Origin of the sequence: Natronolimnobius baerhuensis, assembly GCF_002177135.1 — an archaeon.
Taxonomy (GTDB): Archaea; Halobacteriota; Halobacteria; order Halobacteriales; family Natrialbaceae; genus Natronolimnobius; species Natronolimnobius baerhuensis.
In genome coordinates this window covers 931,159-946,681 of the sequence record NZ_MWPH01000002.1, presented here as the reverse complement: position 1 = coordinate 946,681, position 15,523 = coordinate 931,159, and the positions used below count along the sequence as shown (strand labels likewise).

At 57.8% G+C, this 15,523-nt stretch carries 16 protein-coding genes and 1 tRNA gene; 8 read left to right on the top strand and 9 right to left on the bottom strand.

Annotated elements, in window-relative coordinates; translation table 11 throughout:
- Positions 1-164: 164 nt before the first annotated feature.
- Both B2G88_RS10960 and B2G88_RS10955 read left to right on the top strand, forming a co-directional pair.
- The gene (locus tag B2G88_RS10960; protein WP_054862571.1) at positions 165-551 is read left to right on the top strand and encodes a hypothetical protein; all 387 of its coding nucleotides are present in this window, start codon (positions 165-167) and stop codon (positions 549-551) included.
- A 184-nt stretch (positions 552-735) separates the two neighbouring features.
- Positions 736-1,137 carry a pyridoxamine 5'-phosphate oxidase family protein gene (locus B2G88_RS10955; protein WP_087714780.1) on the top strand — a complete coding sequence of 134 codons (402 nt, stop codon included), beginning with the start codon at positions 736-738 and terminating at the stop codon, positions 1,135-1,137.
- A 675-nt stretch (positions 1,138-1,812) separates the two neighbouring features.
- Here the strand turns inward: B2G88_RS10955 and B2G88_RS10950 are convergent.
- Together B2G88_RS10950 and B2G88_RS10945 are read right to left on the bottom strand one after the other, a co-directional pair.
- Complete coding sequence (locus tag B2G88_RS10950) at positions 1,813-2,904, bottom strand: Gfo/Idh/MocA family protein (protein ID WP_087714779.1); 1,092 nt, start codon at positions 2,902-2,904, stop codon at positions 1,813-1,815.
- Between the two features lie 109 nt (positions 2,905-3,013).
- Complete coding sequence (locus B2G88_RS10945) at positions 3,014-3,979, bottom strand: sugar phosphate isomerase/epimerase family protein (protein WP_087714778.1); 966 nt, start codon at positions 3,977-3,979, stop codon at positions 3,014-3,016.
- 225 nt (positions 3,980-4,204) lie between these two features.
- On the opposite strand from B2G88_RS10945, the gene B2G88_RS10940 reads away from it, so the two are divergent.
- Complete coding sequence (locus tag B2G88_RS10940) at positions 4,205-5,410, top strand: ABC transporter ATP-binding protein (protein WP_054862570.1); 1,206 nt, start codon at positions 4,205-4,207, stop codon at positions 5,408-5,410.
- 48 nt (positions 5,411-5,458) lie between these two features.
- The gene (locus tag B2G88_RS10935) at positions 5,459-6,142 is read left to right on the top strand and encodes a hypothetical protein (RefSeq protein ID WP_054862569.1); all 684 of its coding nucleotides are present in this window, start codon (positions 5,459-5,461) and stop codon (positions 6,140-6,142) included.
- Here B2G88_RS10935 and B2G88_RS10930 read toward each other — a convergent pair.
- Positions 6,123-7,784 (bottom strand): TCP-1/cpn60 chaperonin family protein, encoded by a 1,662-nt coding sequence (locus tag B2G88_RS10930; protein WP_087714777.1) that lies wholly within the window; start codon positions 7,782-7,784, stop codon positions 6,123-6,125. The two genes, B2G88_RS10935 and B2G88_RS10930, sit on opposite strands and share 20 nt — an antisense overlap.
- A gap of 47 nt (positions 7,785-7,831) precedes the next feature.
- Positions 7,832-8,023: a hypothetical protein gene (locus B2G88_RS10925; RefSeq protein ID WP_054862568.1), complete on the bottom strand. Its 192-nt coding sequence runs from the start codon at positions 8,021-8,023 to the stop codon at positions 7,832-7,834.
- A gap of 209 nt (positions 8,024-8,232) precedes the next feature.
- Here B2G88_RS10925 and B2G88_RS10920 point away from each other — a divergent pair, with 209 nt between their 5' ends.
- Genes B2G88_RS10920 through B2G88_RS10910 form a run of 3 tightly spaced genes read left to right on the top strand, consistent with a single transcriptional unit; the run spans position 8,233 to position 11,694 of the window.
- Positions 8,233-9,804: an ABC transporter substrate-binding protein gene (locus tag B2G88_RS10920; protein ID WP_087714776.1), complete on the top strand. Its 1,572-nt coding sequence runs from the start codon at positions 8,233-8,235 to the stop codon at positions 9,802-9,804.
- Between the two features lie 52 nt (positions 9,805-9,856).
- The gene (locus tag B2G88_RS10915; RefSeq protein WP_054862567.1) at positions 9,857-10,786 is read left to right on the top strand and encodes a carbohydrate ABC transporter permease; all 930 of its coding nucleotides are present in this window, start codon (positions 9,857-9,859) and stop codon (positions 10,784-10,786) included.
- Positions 10,787-10,788: 2 nt separating this feature from the next.
- On the top strand, positions 10,789-11,694 hold the full coding sequence (locus B2G88_RS10910) for a carbohydrate ABC transporter permease (protein WP_087714775.1): 906 nt from the start codon (positions 10,789-10,791) through the stop codon (positions 11,692-11,694).
- A gap of 744 nt (positions 11,695-12,438) precedes the next feature.
- Here the strand turns inward: B2G88_RS10910 and B2G88_RS10905 are convergent.
- Positions 12,439-12,511: transfer RNA gene (locus B2G88_RS10905), tRNA-Pro, on the bottom strand.
- A gap of 73 nt (positions 12,512-12,584) precedes the next feature.
- Positions 12,585-13,187: a tRNA (pseudouridine(54)-N(1))-methyltransferase TrmY gene (gene trmY, locus B2G88_RS10900; protein WP_054862585.1), complete on the bottom strand. Its 603-nt coding sequence runs from the start codon at positions 13,185-13,187 to the stop codon at positions 12,585-12,587.
- 247 nt (positions 13,188-13,434) lie between these two features.
- Here trmY and B2G88_RS10895 point away from each other — a divergent pair, with 247 nt between their 5' ends.
- The gene (locus B2G88_RS10895) at positions 13,435-13,620 is read left to right on the top strand and encodes an HVO_A0556 family zinc finger protein (protein WP_054862566.1); all 186 of its coding nucleotides are present in this window, start codon (positions 13,435-13,437) and stop codon (positions 13,618-13,620) included.
- A 30-nt stretch (positions 13,621-13,650) separates the two neighbouring features.
- Here B2G88_RS10895 and B2G88_RS10890 read toward each other — a convergent pair whose 3' ends face one another.
- The 3 genes from B2G88_RS10890 to B2G88_RS10880 all read right to left on the bottom strand — a co-directional run bounded on the left by B2G88_RS10890 (position 13,651) and on the right by B2G88_RS10880 (position 15,400).
- Positions 13,651-13,854: a hypothetical protein gene (locus B2G88_RS10890; RefSeq protein ID WP_087714774.1), complete on the bottom strand. Its 204-nt coding sequence runs from the start codon at positions 13,852-13,854 to the stop codon at positions 13,651-13,653.
- 4 nt (positions 13,855-13,858) lie between these two features.
- The gene (locus B2G88_RS10885; protein WP_087714773.1) at positions 13,859-14,059 is read right to left on the bottom strand and encodes a DUF7511 domain-containing protein; all 201 of its coding nucleotides are present in this window, start codon (positions 14,057-14,059) and stop codon (positions 13,859-13,861) included.
- 231 nt (positions 14,060-14,290) lie between these two features.
- Positions 14,291-15,400, bottom strand: a complete 1,110-nt coding sequence (locus tag B2G88_RS10880) for a S1C family serine protease (protein WP_087714772.1) — start codon at positions 15,398-15,400, stop codon at positions 14,291-14,293.
- Positions 15,401-15,523 lie beyond the last annotated feature (123 nt).

Here is a 15,523-nt window from a genome sequence, read left to right as displayed (position 1 = left end):
ACGCTGTCGTTCGGGTTTTCTGTATTTCCGGACTCTCACATATGCTGTCTTATGCTGGTTGCTACTCTGTTCGTCCCCTGTCCAAATAAACTCTATATTGCGATATAAAATTGGATACTCACGGAGCCAGCAGGTTTCTTATCAGTGGCTCCGATACGTGAGGTATGGACGAACTCTCACTTGGTGTTCCAGAACCACTCCTCGAGCGCTTGCCAGACGATGAACCGGGGACGGCAGCGGATATGCAGACTGCTGTTGCTGATTGGGAACGAAAATTGAATCAGGCCGTGGCTGCGGCCGATGACGACCGCGAGGCAGCCAGTCGCGTTCTCGAGGCAATCGACCGTTTCGAGGACCGATACGAGACGTACGACCAACTCGTCCCCGAACTCCGTGCATGGGGACAATCGCCGGTCTATGCCCTGACGTGGCGGACGCTGTACGCCGATATCATCGCCCAGTTGTACGAACACGACGACTTGGCTCCCCATCTCGAGCGGGAGCGAAACGCCCGACTTGTTCAGGATGGGATTCGGTTGCGTGATCTGTGACCACGTGCGCGCGATTTGGGAGACGCGGTTCGGAACGAGTACGCGGTTCGGAGCGAACGTAGTGAGTGAGAACCGCGGAAAAGCGAACGGGCACTCGTGCCCGTGAGCAGACGGTAAACGAAGTGAGCCGTGAGTGAACGCGGTCTCCCCTAGACAAAAGACGACATAGCGCAATGGCTGTAGTATGTCATCGATTCCCGACTCCCTCCACGAGTTGTTCGAGAAAGAAACGTTCGCCCACTTTGGGACGGTAACCCCAAGTGGAGCACCCCATGTGACGCCAGTCTGGATCGACTACGACCCGGAGGCAGATCGACTATTGGTCAACACAGAACGCGGTCGACAGAAAGAGCAAAACGTCCGTTCGACCCCTGCAGTCGGACTGAGTATGGTCGATCCCGAAAACCCCTACGAGTATCTCTCTGTTATCGGTGAAGTAACCGAGATTACGACCGACGGTGCCCGTGATCATATCGACGAACTCGCGAGACGATACACGGGGTCGGCCTACGAGATGCCGATTGAAACCGAGCGAGTGATTCTGCGTATCCGACCAGACAACGTCATTGCACCCCGTACCGACTAACAGACAACGCTCTCGAGACTCCGTTCTGGCACTATCGTACCAACTGAACCGATTTACATACTAATCGCCAATCCGTCTGGCGATCAGATGTGCACTGACTTTCAGTGGCCACTATCACTTGCAGTGGCTCCTATCGTTCCAGTAGCATGTCCTTACTGAGTCGTTGCTTCTCGAGGCGACTCTCAGTGTGCGCTCTTCGTCGAATGGCTTTTTTACCGCAGTGAGCCATCCAGACGGTCTGTGTCGAGCGTTCCCATCACTGTTCTCTCTCGAACCAACTGTGTTCAGTTGTGGATGCGTCCTCTGTGTTGGATCTGACTTACTCGAGAGGGGGTGCTTTTTAACAGAGACATACCTAGTGCATATATTCTATGGACAATGAGACCAAATCACAGATTTCAACAAACGATTGCGAAAAAACAGTACAGTTTTAGTCACTGCATTTACGGAAGTATGCCCGTAATTGTCGAGAACGTGCCTCTCGCCCACCAAAATTGTTGAGTACAATAGTAGTTGCTGATTACATAGTGTACATCCACTATTATTGCCTGAATATTCACAACAATTGTTGTTTTCTTTCAGTCCTGTATCGTCCCTGGCAGCCCTCTTGTACTGTTCTGTCGTCTATAATAAAATCGGCACAAAAAACCGTCTAACACCGGTAGCACCCTCGAATTACTCGAGTGAAACGCGTCGGGTCGTCTCCTCGAGTAGTTCCTGCACGGCCACGGGCTCGCCGGTGGTACTGCTCTGGATTGCGGCCTCGATGAGTGCCATTGACTGCAAATTGTCTTGGACGTTCGTCGCCATCGGCTCGCCACCGTCGAGCCAGTCGACGAACTGCTCGATGAGCCACGTGTTAGCCCATGGCCCATCAGTCGAGAGCGCAATTGAATCGGCTGCACTGTCGTCGGCGCCGTCAGTCAACTGTGGTTCAGCGGCCGGATCGTATTCGTACTGCTCGAGGTCACGTTCGTCGAGGACGAGCGTGGAGTCACGGCATTCGGCGCGGATGTATTCGTTCCCCCAGCCGTTGAGTGCGACGGCGTTCGTCTTTGCGCCTTCGTACACTGCTCGTGTCCCGTTTTCGAACGTCATATTGACGAGCGCCTGTGCGTCGCCAGCGTACTCGCCCCACTCGGGGAGCCATGTCTGGGCGTAGATCGTCTCACAACGTGCGTCTGCGAGGTCGGCAAGAATATCGAGGTGGTGGACACCACCTTCGATCAGGAGCGTATCCTCGATATCGTGCCGGAACGCGCCCCAACTCCCGTACGAGCGGCAATTACACGTAAACCGAAGCATCAGATAGTCAAGTGGACCGTGGTTGCCTGTCCGAAGTTCCCGCCGTAATGTTGTCTTATCGCGGTCGAACCGATGGCTCATCGTCACGCCCATTTTCTTGCCTGCGCGCTCGACCTTTTTTGCGATTCGGACGGCCGCCTCAAGCGTGTCCGCGATGGGTTTCTCCGAGAGAATGTGCAGGTCGTGTGCGAGTGCGGCATCAACGATGTCTTCGTGGAACTGGGGTGGGACGACGATTGCACAGCAGTCGGCATCCTGTTCCTGAAAGGCAGTCTCGGCATCGGTATAACACTGATCGTCGCTCAATCCAAGCCCCGATTTGGCGTTTGCCAGCGCCGATTCGTCCGTATCGACTGCGGCGACGACGTTGAGACGCCCGTTCTCGACGTTCGGCGGGAGATACTCGGTACACCAGCGTCCGCCCTGTCCGCCGGTTCCGACCTGGATAATGTCGTATGTCATCGATTGTCTATGTGGCGATTGCCACACTGCAAATAGATTCCGACTCGTGACTCGAGTCACGAGAATAGAGTGCCGGACTCGAGGCCGGAACGAGGTGGCGTAGACGTCCCTACTCGGCCCAGTAGGCGTCGCCGGGTTCCGTCTCGAAAACGGCTCGAGAGAGCACGTCGACTGCTTTCTCGAGACCTTCGCGGCCGCTGGTCAGCGAGTCTTCGTGTTCGATTGAGAGTGCGCCGTCGTAGCCGACCATTCGGAGCGTGGAAACAACGTCTTTCCAGTGTTCTTCGCCGTGTCCGTAGCCGATAGAGCGGAACAGCCACGAGCGGTCGGCTTCCTCGGTGTACGGTGCGGTGTCGAGAACGCCTTTCGTGCGGGCGTTGGCGTCGTAGACCTTGGTGTCTTTGGCGTGGAAGTGATGAATTGCGTCTTCCTCGCCGAGCATCCGAATTGCCTCGGTCACGTCGATGCCCTGCCAGTACAGGTGTGAGGGATCGAAGTTTGCCCCGATTCGGTCGCCTGCTTCCCGGCGAAGTTTGAGCATTCCGTCAGGCTCGTACACGAGCATGTTTGGATGCATCTCGATCCCGATATCGACGTCGTGTTCCTCGGCGAGATCGTTGATCTCGCTCCAGTAGTCGATACCGACCTCCCACTGATACTCGAGTGCCTCGAGATGCTCGGGCGGCCAGGGGGCGGTGATCCAGTTCGGCGTCTCGTCGTTCGGACTCCCGCCGGGCAGTCCGGAGAAACAGGTGACTGCATCGACATCGAGTTGGCCAGCGAGTGCAATAGCGTCTCGAAGTTGCTGGTCATCTTCGGCAGCTTTCTCGTCGTCGGGGTGAATCGGGTTGTTGTGCGTCGCCAGTGCGCTAATCTCCATGTCGTACTGGTCGACGGCCTCGAGTAGTTCGGCCTGGGTCTCTTCGTCGTCCAGAGCGTCCGTGCTCAGGTGTTCGTCGCCGACGAAGCCACCACAGCCGAGTTCGATGGCGTCGACGCCGATGCTGTCTAAATATTCGATTGCTTCTTCGACTGACTGGTCATACAGGGGCGCCGTAAGTACACCAACGTTCATCGGTACTGTGTGGTGCGGTGTCCTGACACATAAGTGTATACAACAACTGTGACTGACTGTGAGGTCGACGGCGCTTGCTAGCGAAGAAGTGATGCTGTACTGATGAATATGGGATTTCGTCGGTTCTCGGGTTCCAGTCGTTGATCACTGTCGATTTACTCGAGTCAATTACCATCGGAACCCACCCCAAAGAATATTATCTTTTGCTTTCGAACGTGTGTACCAATGAGTTCGATCAATTTCGAGAACGTGACGAAGGTGTACGATGGTGATATTGTCGCTGTCGAGGACTTCAACCTGACAATTCAAAGTGGTGAGTTTCTCACACTGGTCGGACCGAGTGGGTCCGGGAAATCGACGCTCCTTCGGATGGTCGCGGGACTCGAGGACATTTCGGGGGGGACAATTGCAATCGGTGATGAGGTCGTCAACATGCTCCCGCCTCGCCATCGCGACATCGCGATGGTGTTCCAGAGTTACGCGCTGTATCCGCACCTCAGCGTTCGCGAGAACATGGCGTTCGGGCTGAAGCGGTCGACTGACCTGCCCGATGAGGCGATTTACGACCGTGTCGAGGACGCCGCCGAACTGATGGGAATTCCAGAACTGCTCGATGATCGGCCGAAACAGCTCTCGGGCGGCCAACAACAGCGTGTTGCGACCGGTCGGGCAATCGTTCGTGAACCCGCAGTGTTCCTCTTTGACGAGCCACTGTCGAATCTCGACGCCAAACTCCGCAAGCACATGCGGACGGAACTCCAGCGCATCCAGAAGGAACTCGATACGACGACGATCTACGTGACCCACGATCAGGAGGAAGCGATGACGATGTCCGACCGGATCGCGATTCTCAATCACGGTGAACTACAGCAGGTCGGTACACCGCGTGAAGTCTACAACGACCCACACAACCTGTTCGTCGCGCAGTTCATCGGGAGTCCATCGATGAACATCTTCGACGTCACGTACGAAGCGACCGACAACGGCGGTCGACTGACAGGTGACATCAACATTCCAATCGATGCCGAGCGTGCCCAACAGATCGAAGCCGTTGGCGCAACGGATCTCAAACTCGGCATCCGCCCTGAGCACGTCAACGTCAGTCGAACGAGCGGCGAGGACCACGTCAACGCATACATTGACATCATCGAACCGCTTGGCGCACGTGACCTTCTGTACTTCACACTCGAGAGCGAGACAGACGACGACAGCCTCGTCTCGGGTGATGCTGCTGCACTCGAGGACGAGGCCTCGCCGGAGGGTGAAGTCGCCGAACGAAAGGCGTTCATCGATCCCGAGTCGATTTCGGCCGACGCCCACGAAGTGTATCTAGACCTCAGCCTCGAGCAGGCGGACCTCTTCGATGCGAACACTGGCGCAAATATCGAACACGTCGTCAGAGAGGAACAGGAGGAACCGCCGACAGCCTAACTCGCCACTAAACGCCATCTTTTTTGCCGATAGGGCGCAGGTGCGAGTATGAGCCAGCGCGCGAGTTCCAGCACGTCGGACTGGACGATACTTCAGCCATGGCGCGAACTGCTGGGTGCAGACACTATTTCGGCGATGATCGATGTTGTCCGACAGTATGGGTGGCTTCCAGCGCTGTTTGGCGTTGCGTTGCACTCGCTTGCGCGAGGCGTTTTCGAGTACATGAGTGATCCATTTGTCATCACAGAGGGATACTTTTTCACCTGGTGGCCGGCCGCACTCGCGGTGAGTCTGTTCTTTGGGACGTTTATCGTCATTTTCTCGTGGTTCGTCTACTTCGGACTGATCGGCGTCATTGCCGGGTTCTTCTCCTCGAAACACGATTTAGCGTTTGACACGTTCAAGTTCGGGGGCTATCTGACCGCGATTTTCGCTCCGATCTTCCTTCTTGGGTCTGTTATTATTCTGACCGTCACTGCCCCGGCTGAAGGGGCACAGGTGGCTGTCGAAAACGGCGATGACTTCAGCGAGTTCGCGACGACTGCCTACTCGTTCGTCCACGACACACCACAGATGCACGTCGTCCAGATTCTGAAGGCTGCCGGGTGGATCATCACCGGCTTCCTCATGTTGCCAATCGTTCAGCACCTGTACGAAATCGACGAAAAACGAAGTGTTGCGAGCGTGTTGCCTGTCACGCTCGCCGGCGTACTTATCGCATTCCTCGTCTAGGCGTCGGCAGATCTTCAGGATCGAACGGCGGGGCGGTGTTGAAAATGGCTCCATCAATCGTCAACAGTGAGTTCGCAAACTCGATGCTGCGTGTCAGACTACTCGTTCGAACGAGTTGGGCATCGAGTGCATCGCTTTCGGCCACAACGTCGTCAACGAGTCGGCCGTTCGCGTCGATCCCCGCTCGCACGTGCCCAGCGTCGTGACGTGCGCGTAGGTCAGTCAGTGCATCGATTGGGTCATGCGCTGCGTTTCGCGCGAGCGTCCGCGGCAATGACTCGAGAATTTCGGCAAACCGTTCAATGGCGAGTTGCTCGCGGCCATCGAATTTCGGTGCGAGTTCGGAGACCGCACGGGCCGCCTCGAGTTCGGCTGCGCCACCGCCGGGGAGTGCAACCGGCCGCTTAATCGCAGCGCGAACCGCGTTGAGGCCGACTTTGATCCGCCGCCGTGTCTCGGCGGCTGCGCTTTCGGTGCCGCCGCGAACGACCAGCCCGACGCTTCGTGGCTCGGATTCTGGGGGCGCAGTCACCTCGAGCCAGGTTTTGTCGCCTTCGGCGTCGCGGAGTCGGATATTTCCGCGGCCACAGTCGTCGATGGATGCGGGGGCCGTCGGCGTGACAGGACCACGGATCGTTGCGCCAGTCACCCGCGAGAGTCGCTCGAGATCCGACTCCTTGACGTTTCGGAAGCAGACGATTCCGCGGGCGGCGAGTTCAGTCGCGATTGCGTCAGTCACATCATCGGCGACGAAGACGGCGCTGGCGTTCGACTGGGCAAGTGCGTCTGCGATTGCGCTGGCGTCGTCGCCGAGGCCGCCGAGTGAGTTGCTGTAGTCGCCGCTGATCGAGACATTGGCCCGGATCGACCGTGGCTTGAGTGAGCCTTCGATGACGAGGATGCCCCCGTCGACTGGGAGGTGTTGCTCGCCGGCCATTGGCTCGTAGGGGTGGAGCGTGCCAGGGATCAACTCCGAGGCACCGGCATCTCCGCCGGGAATTGCCTCGATTGAGACGTAGCCAAGATGGACCGTTCCGCGCTGTGGCTCCCACGCGCGAAGCACTGCCTCGACGACGTCGCTCGACAGTTCCTCGAGGTGCCATTCGCCAGTCCGTCCGTTGGTCATCCCGCAGTGGGCGATCTGCTCGAGTCGGGATTCATCGAAGGAACTGCGGGTCATCGGCTGATCGGTATCTGCAAGCGGGATGCCAATCTCGTTCCAGACCTCGAGGGTTCGCTGGGCACCGATTGAGAACCCGTCGACGACGGCTGCAGGTGGAACGCCCTCTTCGATGAGGTCGACACCTGCGGTCACGAGTTCGCTTGCGAGCAGGGTCATCGTGGTGGTCCCATCGCCCAGTTCGTCTTCGTGGGCTTCTGCGAGATGGATAAACTGGTTTGCGATTGGGTGGTCAGTCTCGCCTTCGAACTCCTCTAAAATCGCGACCCCATCGTTCGTGACGAACGTGCGCAGTCGGTCGTCGTCCATTCGGCGGACAACCATCTTGTCGACACCGACTGGGCCAAGCGTGCTCCGAACGAGTCCGCCCATCTCCGCGGCGGCTGTTTGGATCCCCTGTCTCGTCTCCTCGGGAGTGAGTCGCTCCCAACTGCCAATCGACGTCGCGTTATGCTCCGGCATCTCTCTGGTGGTGAGTAATGAGTCTCATAAGTCCTTTCGTCTGGCGGCTATCGAATAAATAGTTGGTCAGCGATGATCAAAAAGACAATCAGCAATCCCAGGATGTACGCAAGCTCAAAGACGAGCCCCCAGGCCTGTTCGTAAATGTACCAGATACCAATCGCTGCAAGGGCGACGAACGCGACGAGTAGCCCCCCAGCTATACCCGTTTTCTGTGACGAAAGGTTTTGCACCGCCATGATCGTTCGATAGATTCGGCCGAACCATAATAAAAGATTGCCCTCGACACAGACTTGGCCGGTCAAATCCCGCCTGCTTTCTCGCGGTATTCTTCATCATACCACTGCCAAATCCAGCCGACTTACCCATATAACGGGCCACCTGAGCAAATGAAGGTTATAAATCACAAAGATATTTATACCGTCCTCGGTATCTTGTGAGTAGAACTATGTCAGGAACGAACATGCCCAACGAGAGTGAGACAGATGACTCGGTTGCCCAGTCATCGCCGTCTCAATCCGACGCGGACGCCGAGGACTACTCGAGGCGTGGATTCATGGAGACGGCCGGTGCAATGGGGGCTGCGGGTGCCACTGCAGGACTTGCTGGCTGTCTCGATGGGTTCGGAAGCGACGACACCGAAGGAACTGGTGAAGGTGACTTCCTCTGGTGGACGATGCGAGGGTACATCCCAGAGGAAACGGCTGCAATCGAAGACACCGCAGATGGGTTCGAGGACTACTCCGACGAGGAAGTCAATCTCACGACGAACGTCATTACGTGGGACCAGGTCTTCGAGCAGTGGACGTCCTCAATTCAGGGCCAGAACACGCCAAACGTCAGTGAGATGGCCAACGAGCACGCCGTCGACTACGGTGCAAGCGGCGTCGTGCAACCGAACACCGAACTGTACGAAGACCACGACGACTGGTACGACACGCCATCCTACTGGGGACTGTACGACGACGAGAAGTGGGGCTTCCCGTGGTTCATCGAAGTGCGAAACTTCTATGCGAACATGGACCTCCTCGAGGAGGCTGGCCACGACAGCATCCCCGAGACGTGGGAGGAGATGATCAATTCGGCTATCGACGTCACAGACGAAACCGACGAAAACGGTCTCGTCTCCGGTGCCGCACAGGACACCGGAACCGGGCAAATTCTCTACGGTGCAACCGTTCAGTCCGGCGGCGAGTTCTTCGACCACGACGGCGACGAGTGGTCGGTCGAACTCGACTCGCCAACGTCGCTGTTTAGCCATCTCTGGATGGCAAGCTTCCAGGAAGAGTGGGACATCGCACCCGGCGGCTGGGCTGGCATGGACGGCACTGACGCCGAACAGCTCTACCGCGAAGGAAACGTCGCAATGATGCTAAACGGCGGTGACGCCGCAAACGAGATGGTCAGCCAGGGCGAGGACATCGCCGAGGTGACCGAACTCGCACCGATTCCAGAAGGCCCGATGGGGACAAACACTGCCTTCATGGGCGGCAGTTGTCTCTCGGCGTTCGAATCGGATTACACGCAGTACGACGTCGACGACGAACTCTCCATGGAGTTCATCCAGTACATGACGCTTCCGGACACCATGGAAGGCTACTTCCCCGAAGCCGCACCGAACTTCCTTCCCGTCCGAGAGGCCCAAGAGGAGATCCAACCGTTCACCGAGAACAACACGGAGATCCCCGACGAGTGGATCGACGCCCGCCTCGACCAGGCCGAAGACACCGCCCGCTATGGGATTACCGGCCCTCAACTGAGTGCGCCATTCCTCGGCGACCTCGAGGGCGAGATGGATGCTTATTCCGTTGCTATCTCCGGAATCCTCGGCGCGGACAGCGACCCACAGGAAGCGGTTGTCGATCAGGCAAACCACGTCCGCGATACGATCAGTGGCGAAGTCGACTACGACCTCCCACAGAACGACGAGATGCCTGAACTCGAGGACGCACCGGACGAACTCACCGACTGGATCGAAGGCAACGGCGACACGCCACAGATCTGGAACCCATACGACTAACTCGCTATCTCCGCCCCGTCTTCGGGACCCTCCATAGTCACAGTCACCATACATGGCAACTACGACAGACAAACTCCGAAATTTCGAACTCCCGCGGGAGTACTATCATTGGTTTTCGAAAGAGAGCGTTTGGGGATGGCTATTCTTACTCCCATCGCTGCTTGCGCTTGGGCTGGTAAGTGTCTACCCCCTCTTTCGAGGTATCTACCTCAGCTTCTTCGAGTACGATGGCATCGCTGACCCAGAATTTGTCGGCCTTGAGCATTACGTAACGATTCTCGGCTGGACCGAGTTCTGGGTGGTCATGCGGAACACACTGGTTTGGGCGTTCGCCGCAGTCGTTGTTATGGCCCTGATTGGGCTTGGCTTTGCGGTCTTGCTCAACCGTGATTTCCGCGGCCGGTCAGTTGCGACGACGTTGCTGTTGCTTCCGTGGGCAGTGCCGTTCATTTCGATTGCACTGAACTGGCGCTTGATGTATAACTTCGAGTTGGGGCCGCTGAATGGCTTCCTCAGAATGACCGGAATTACCGAAGGGCTTCCGTGGATCGCGAGCTCACGCTATGCGCTGTTCTCGATCATGCTTGCATGGGTCTGGCGGAACTTCCCGTTCTTCATGCTGACGTTCCTGGCTGGCATGAAGGGGATTCCCGGCGACCTGTATGAAGCCGCACGCGTCGATGGCTCGACGAAACTCGATCAGTTCCGTCACATCACGATGCCGTTCTTGCAGCCGATTGCGGTCGTGATGACGCTGCTGATGAGTCTCTGGACACTCAATCACTTCACGTTGATTTACGTGATGACCGGCGGTGGCCCCGGCAACACCTCGATGGTGTTACCAGTGTACATCTACGAACGAGCGTTCCACCTGAGTGAGATGGGACTGGCCAGCGCAATCGCCGTCGTCATGCTCATCGTCATGATGACGTACGGGCTGATCTACCTACGACTATACCGCGAAGATGTTGGAGGGAAGTAACCATGGCAACAGATACACAGCCCGATTCCATTCCGGACGAGCGAACCAAAGACGGCTTCCTCGCACTGGACTACGAGCAAACACAGCGCGTAAAGGGGATTGGCTTCCACGCACTGTTGTGGTCGCTAATCGCTATCGTGTTGTTCCCAGTGTTCTGGATGCTCGTCGTCTCGCTCAATCAAACCGGCTTCGAGTCGTTCATTGGTGATCCAGTCGGGTGGGTTGCCGGTGTCGATCTCTCCGGGTACAGACAGGTGTGGTACCAGTCTGACTTCCGGTACTGGTTCCGGAACAGTCTGATCGTCAGCGTCGGTGCAACGATCCTGAGCGTTGGCGTCTGTACGTTCGGTGCATACAGCATCGGTCGCCTGCGCTACCGCGGTCGCACAGCCGTCGCAACGTTCTTGCTGATCACGCAGATGTTCCCCGCCATCCTGCTTGCAATCCCGCTGTTCCTGGTCTTCCGGGACTTCGGGCTGTTCAACACGTTGACGGGCCTCGTGATCGCCTACGTCGCGTTCACCCTGCCGTTTGCAATCTGGATGCTCCGTGGGTTCTATGAAAACCTCCCCGAGTCGCTCGAGGAAGCAGCGATGATCGACGGGAGTACTAGGTTCGGTGCTGTCGTTCGGGTCGTGCTTCCGCTGTCGGCACCGGCAATCGCGACGACAGCGATTTTCACGTGGGTGCTCGCGTGGAACGAGTTCGTCTTCGCACTGGTCCTGATCAATGACTCCTCACGCAAGACGCTGCCGCCGGGAATGGCCGAGTGGATCGGCCAGTACGCGCTCAACTGGGATATGCTCATGGCGGGCGCACTCGGCGCGACGATCCCAATGTTGATCGTCTTCTTCTTGCTCCAGAGTTACATCGTCAAGGGGCTTGCAGAAGGCGTCGGGAAGTCATAATCCCATCGGCAGTTTCGTGTGCCGGTGGCCGTTCGATTGGAGACGTATGATAAACGATCTTATTGTTTATTTGCCCTGAAATTCCTAATTTATAGTAATTTGACTGGTCATGCTGTGTGCCACGTCCTCACGTTTCTGAAACGTTGTTAAATCCGATGAAATCTGTTATTGATGGTTGGTATTCGATTTCCCAACAGTAGACGGATGGTGCGCTTCTCATACAACAACTTCTACATAGTACTACGATTCCACCGCTCTTATTGGTCGTAAAACGCAGCCCTACCTCGAACTAACTGATATATTCTGGTTATAGTACTCTATTTTCTCCGATCTGCAAAACTCTCCCTAACTACCAGAGCCATCTTGGATTTCACAACTTACTATACGTTGATTAACTCCCACCCTCGCCTCTAACTCGAGTGGTGATGGCGAGTCCTCGAGTCAGTTGCTGGCCGACAGTCGGGGCGAAACCGTCACGCAAACTACCCCGCAAAGCAGCCACGAACTGTCGGAGAACACTGGACGCGATATTCGTGTCCAATAGCCGGCGTAGATTACGAACCACGCCCAGACGTGCTCGTGGTTCGAGAGAGCGTCGCTCTCTCGTCATCACGGAAGACGCTTCGTGTCTTCCGAACGACTTCGCTGCGCGCGTCTGGTCTACTTCGAATCTGCTTGGATCCATTTCTGCCCGCTCACGAACGCGACTCGCTTCGCTCGTCGGTTAGAATTCGCGGGCAGAAATGGGCCGGCGCAGATTCGAACTGCGGTTACGGCCACCCGAAGGCCGAAGGATACCAAGCTACCCCACCGGCCCGCAACCGAACCAAGAACGTCAATTCGCTTAACGTTTGTGGGGCTGGAACTGAGAACAGACACGCTTTGGGAGCTTAGAGCTGCTCGTAGCCACCAGTATCCAGATAGTGGTGGGCAACGGTGATCGCCTGATCTGCATGTAGCAGTTCGGGACCGAGTCGAAGTCGCTGATCGACGACATCGGCCAGCAGTTGCTCCTCACTCTCGGTGAAATCGTGGTGATCCGACAGAACGAAAATCGAGTCCACGAGCGCATCGGCCTCGAGGTCGACCATCGCAGCGCCGTCTTCGTGGAGTTGGACAATCGGCCCGTCACCCTCGAGTGCCTCGAGGGTGGCCTCGAAGTCGCGCCGATAGAGTTCGACGCCGGGGCTTGGCTCGGCTGGCAGGGAGCCGATGGCTTCCTCGCGGTGTGCGAGTGCGTTCCGGACCAGTGCAGCGGTGGAGCGTTCATCCGGGTTGAGTCGGCGGAGGTCACGGCCGTCGAAGGTGATCGTGAGCGTATCCTGGACGACGAGATGGACGCGGACGTCCTCGCGGATCCCGTGAGAGGTGACGAACGCGGCTGTAATCGAGCGGCAAAGTGCATCGAGTCGGCCGGCACCGCCGGCGAGGTCATCGAGTGCAAAGTCGGCGTTGAGGGGCACGTCGTGTCCGAGTAGAACGAACTGGCGCATACTCGAGCGTTGACGATCACAGGGATAGTCGCCACGGTTTCGTGCGGATGTGCCGACGGTCGGTGAGTCGGTTCTCGGTACACCGCCGACTTCGATGGTCCACACAGATGCGCCGCACTGGGTCGCGACGCGCCGGTCTCGAGGTCAGGGACTGCGTCATCGAGCACCGTCAGCGCGGATATGTTCCCTCGGAATCATTGCATACCCAGGGTCAAGCGTTTCGGGTGAGCCAGTATGCTGTCCCTGTATGGCGAAATCGCAGTCAACAACGGACCAGACAGACAGTCAGCTACTGGCGATACTCGAGGGCAGGACGTGTCCGAGCGGGTCGTGTGATGGCGACCTCGAGCGAGGAACGTACAAGGACAATCAGGCGGTCGTCTGCGAAGACTGTGGCACGCCGCAGGCACAGGTCTGGACGCCGTCGTCGTGACAGCCGACTCGAGACTGTGAGTCGGGCCACTCACACCCGGTTCTGGGTGCGGTCGCAGTCGGGAGAGTAGTCTTGGCCGACTGCGAGTGCGAGGACGTTGACCGTAACGAGGCCGAACAGTAGTCCCAGCCGGGTCAGTGAGTCGATGCCACTGATGAAGACGGGGAGATAAGCGACTGGCAGGAGGGTTCCGAGCCAGAAGCCGACGCCGGTGAGAGTGCTCCCCAGGTGCATTGGCTTAGCGCATCGACTCGAGGGCAACGAACGAGTCGCTCTGCGCGCTGATCCAGTTGGTCATTAGTTCGTCCTCGCTTGCGTCGTCGGGAAAGATCGCACACTCGTCGGGTGCATCGTCGTTTTCGACGGTGACACTCACCAGGTCAGGTGTGGCCGACTCGAGTGTGGTCGATCCATCCGTGGCGTCGGTGTTCGGTGACATAGCAGACAGGCGGGGGTTCGCCATCTGAGTCGATGGCCTAGAGGAGCATAGTTATCGAGATGCTAACCCCTGCTCGCAGCGATTATCATGATTCGTTGCTCTAATTCGGTTCGCATTATTCAGTCAAAAAGAACTCAATCAATACTGACCTGTATCGGCCCGATACGGCCGTTGACTGCTCCGAAGGCGGTGACTAGAGCCCGGTAGGCGCTGCGTGAGTGAGGGATTCGATCAGTTGACCGTTCGCGCATCGAGTGTCAGCGATTCCGTCGTCTCGGTCCCGTCCCGCCAGAGTCGGATGTCGATAGTCTCGCCGGGACTGGTCTCGAGTGCGAGGTGTGTGGCGAGTGCGTGACGGTCCGGAATCGGCTCACCGTCGATTTCGAAGATCACGTCGCCACCGACGGGAATCGGTTCGCCGCGGCGTTCGACAGTGCCCGTTGCACCCTGCAAGACGCCATCCGCTGGCCCGCCCGAGACGATATCGGTCACGGCGATCCCGGTTGCAGCCTCGAGATCGTTTTCTTCGGCGACGATCCGGTCGACCGAGAGGAGGCCGATTCCCAGATAGGAGTGTTTGTACTCGCCGTCTGCGATCAGCCCGGGGATGACACGGTCAGCCAGCGCAGCCGAGATGGCAAAGCCGATGTTGTTGCCGCCGCCCGCGTGGACGACACCGATGACGTTGCCATCGAGGTCGACGAGCGGACCGCCGCTGTTGCCCGGGTTGACCGCGGCATCGGTCTGGACGACATCGGGGAAGGAAAACCGTCGATCCGGCGCGTTGACCGAGCGTTCGATGCCGCTGACGATTCCCTGTGACATCGACCCCTCGAGGCCGTAGGGATTGCCGATGGCGAGCACTTCCTGGCCGACGACGGGGCGCTCGTTGGACAGTGAGAGCGGTGTCGCCGCGTCGGGCACGTGATCGACCTCGAGGACGGCGAGGTCGCTGAAGTGGTCCGTCCCAACGAGTCGGGTGCCGGTCCAATCGCCGTTGATGTACTGGAGGTCGACTTCCTCGCCGCCGGCGACGACGTGGTCGTTCGTGACGATGTGGTTCTCGTCGTAGAGAAAGCCCGATCCCTGGCCGCGGCCCTCAGCATCGGTCAGTGGGTTGCTGATGCCGAAGACGCGGACCTGTGTGACGGAGTCGATAATCGAGTCGTAGACGTCAGTAAATGTCGAGCCATCCGCGAGATTGTCGCGATCAATCTCTCGCGTCGATCCGCCTTCAATCGAACTGGATTCTCGTGGGGCAGAACAGCCCGCAACAGCACTCAGCAGGCCAGCACCGCTGACAGCGAGGAGCCGACGACGGTGCACTCGAGCGTCGTTCATAGCCGACTGGTAGGACCCCACCCATTTGAACACCGGGGAGACCCTGCTGCTCGAGACAGCCTGATGAAAGCTCACACACCGCGGGCGTTGTGGCCGGTGAAGGGAAAACGTGTTACCCCCAGC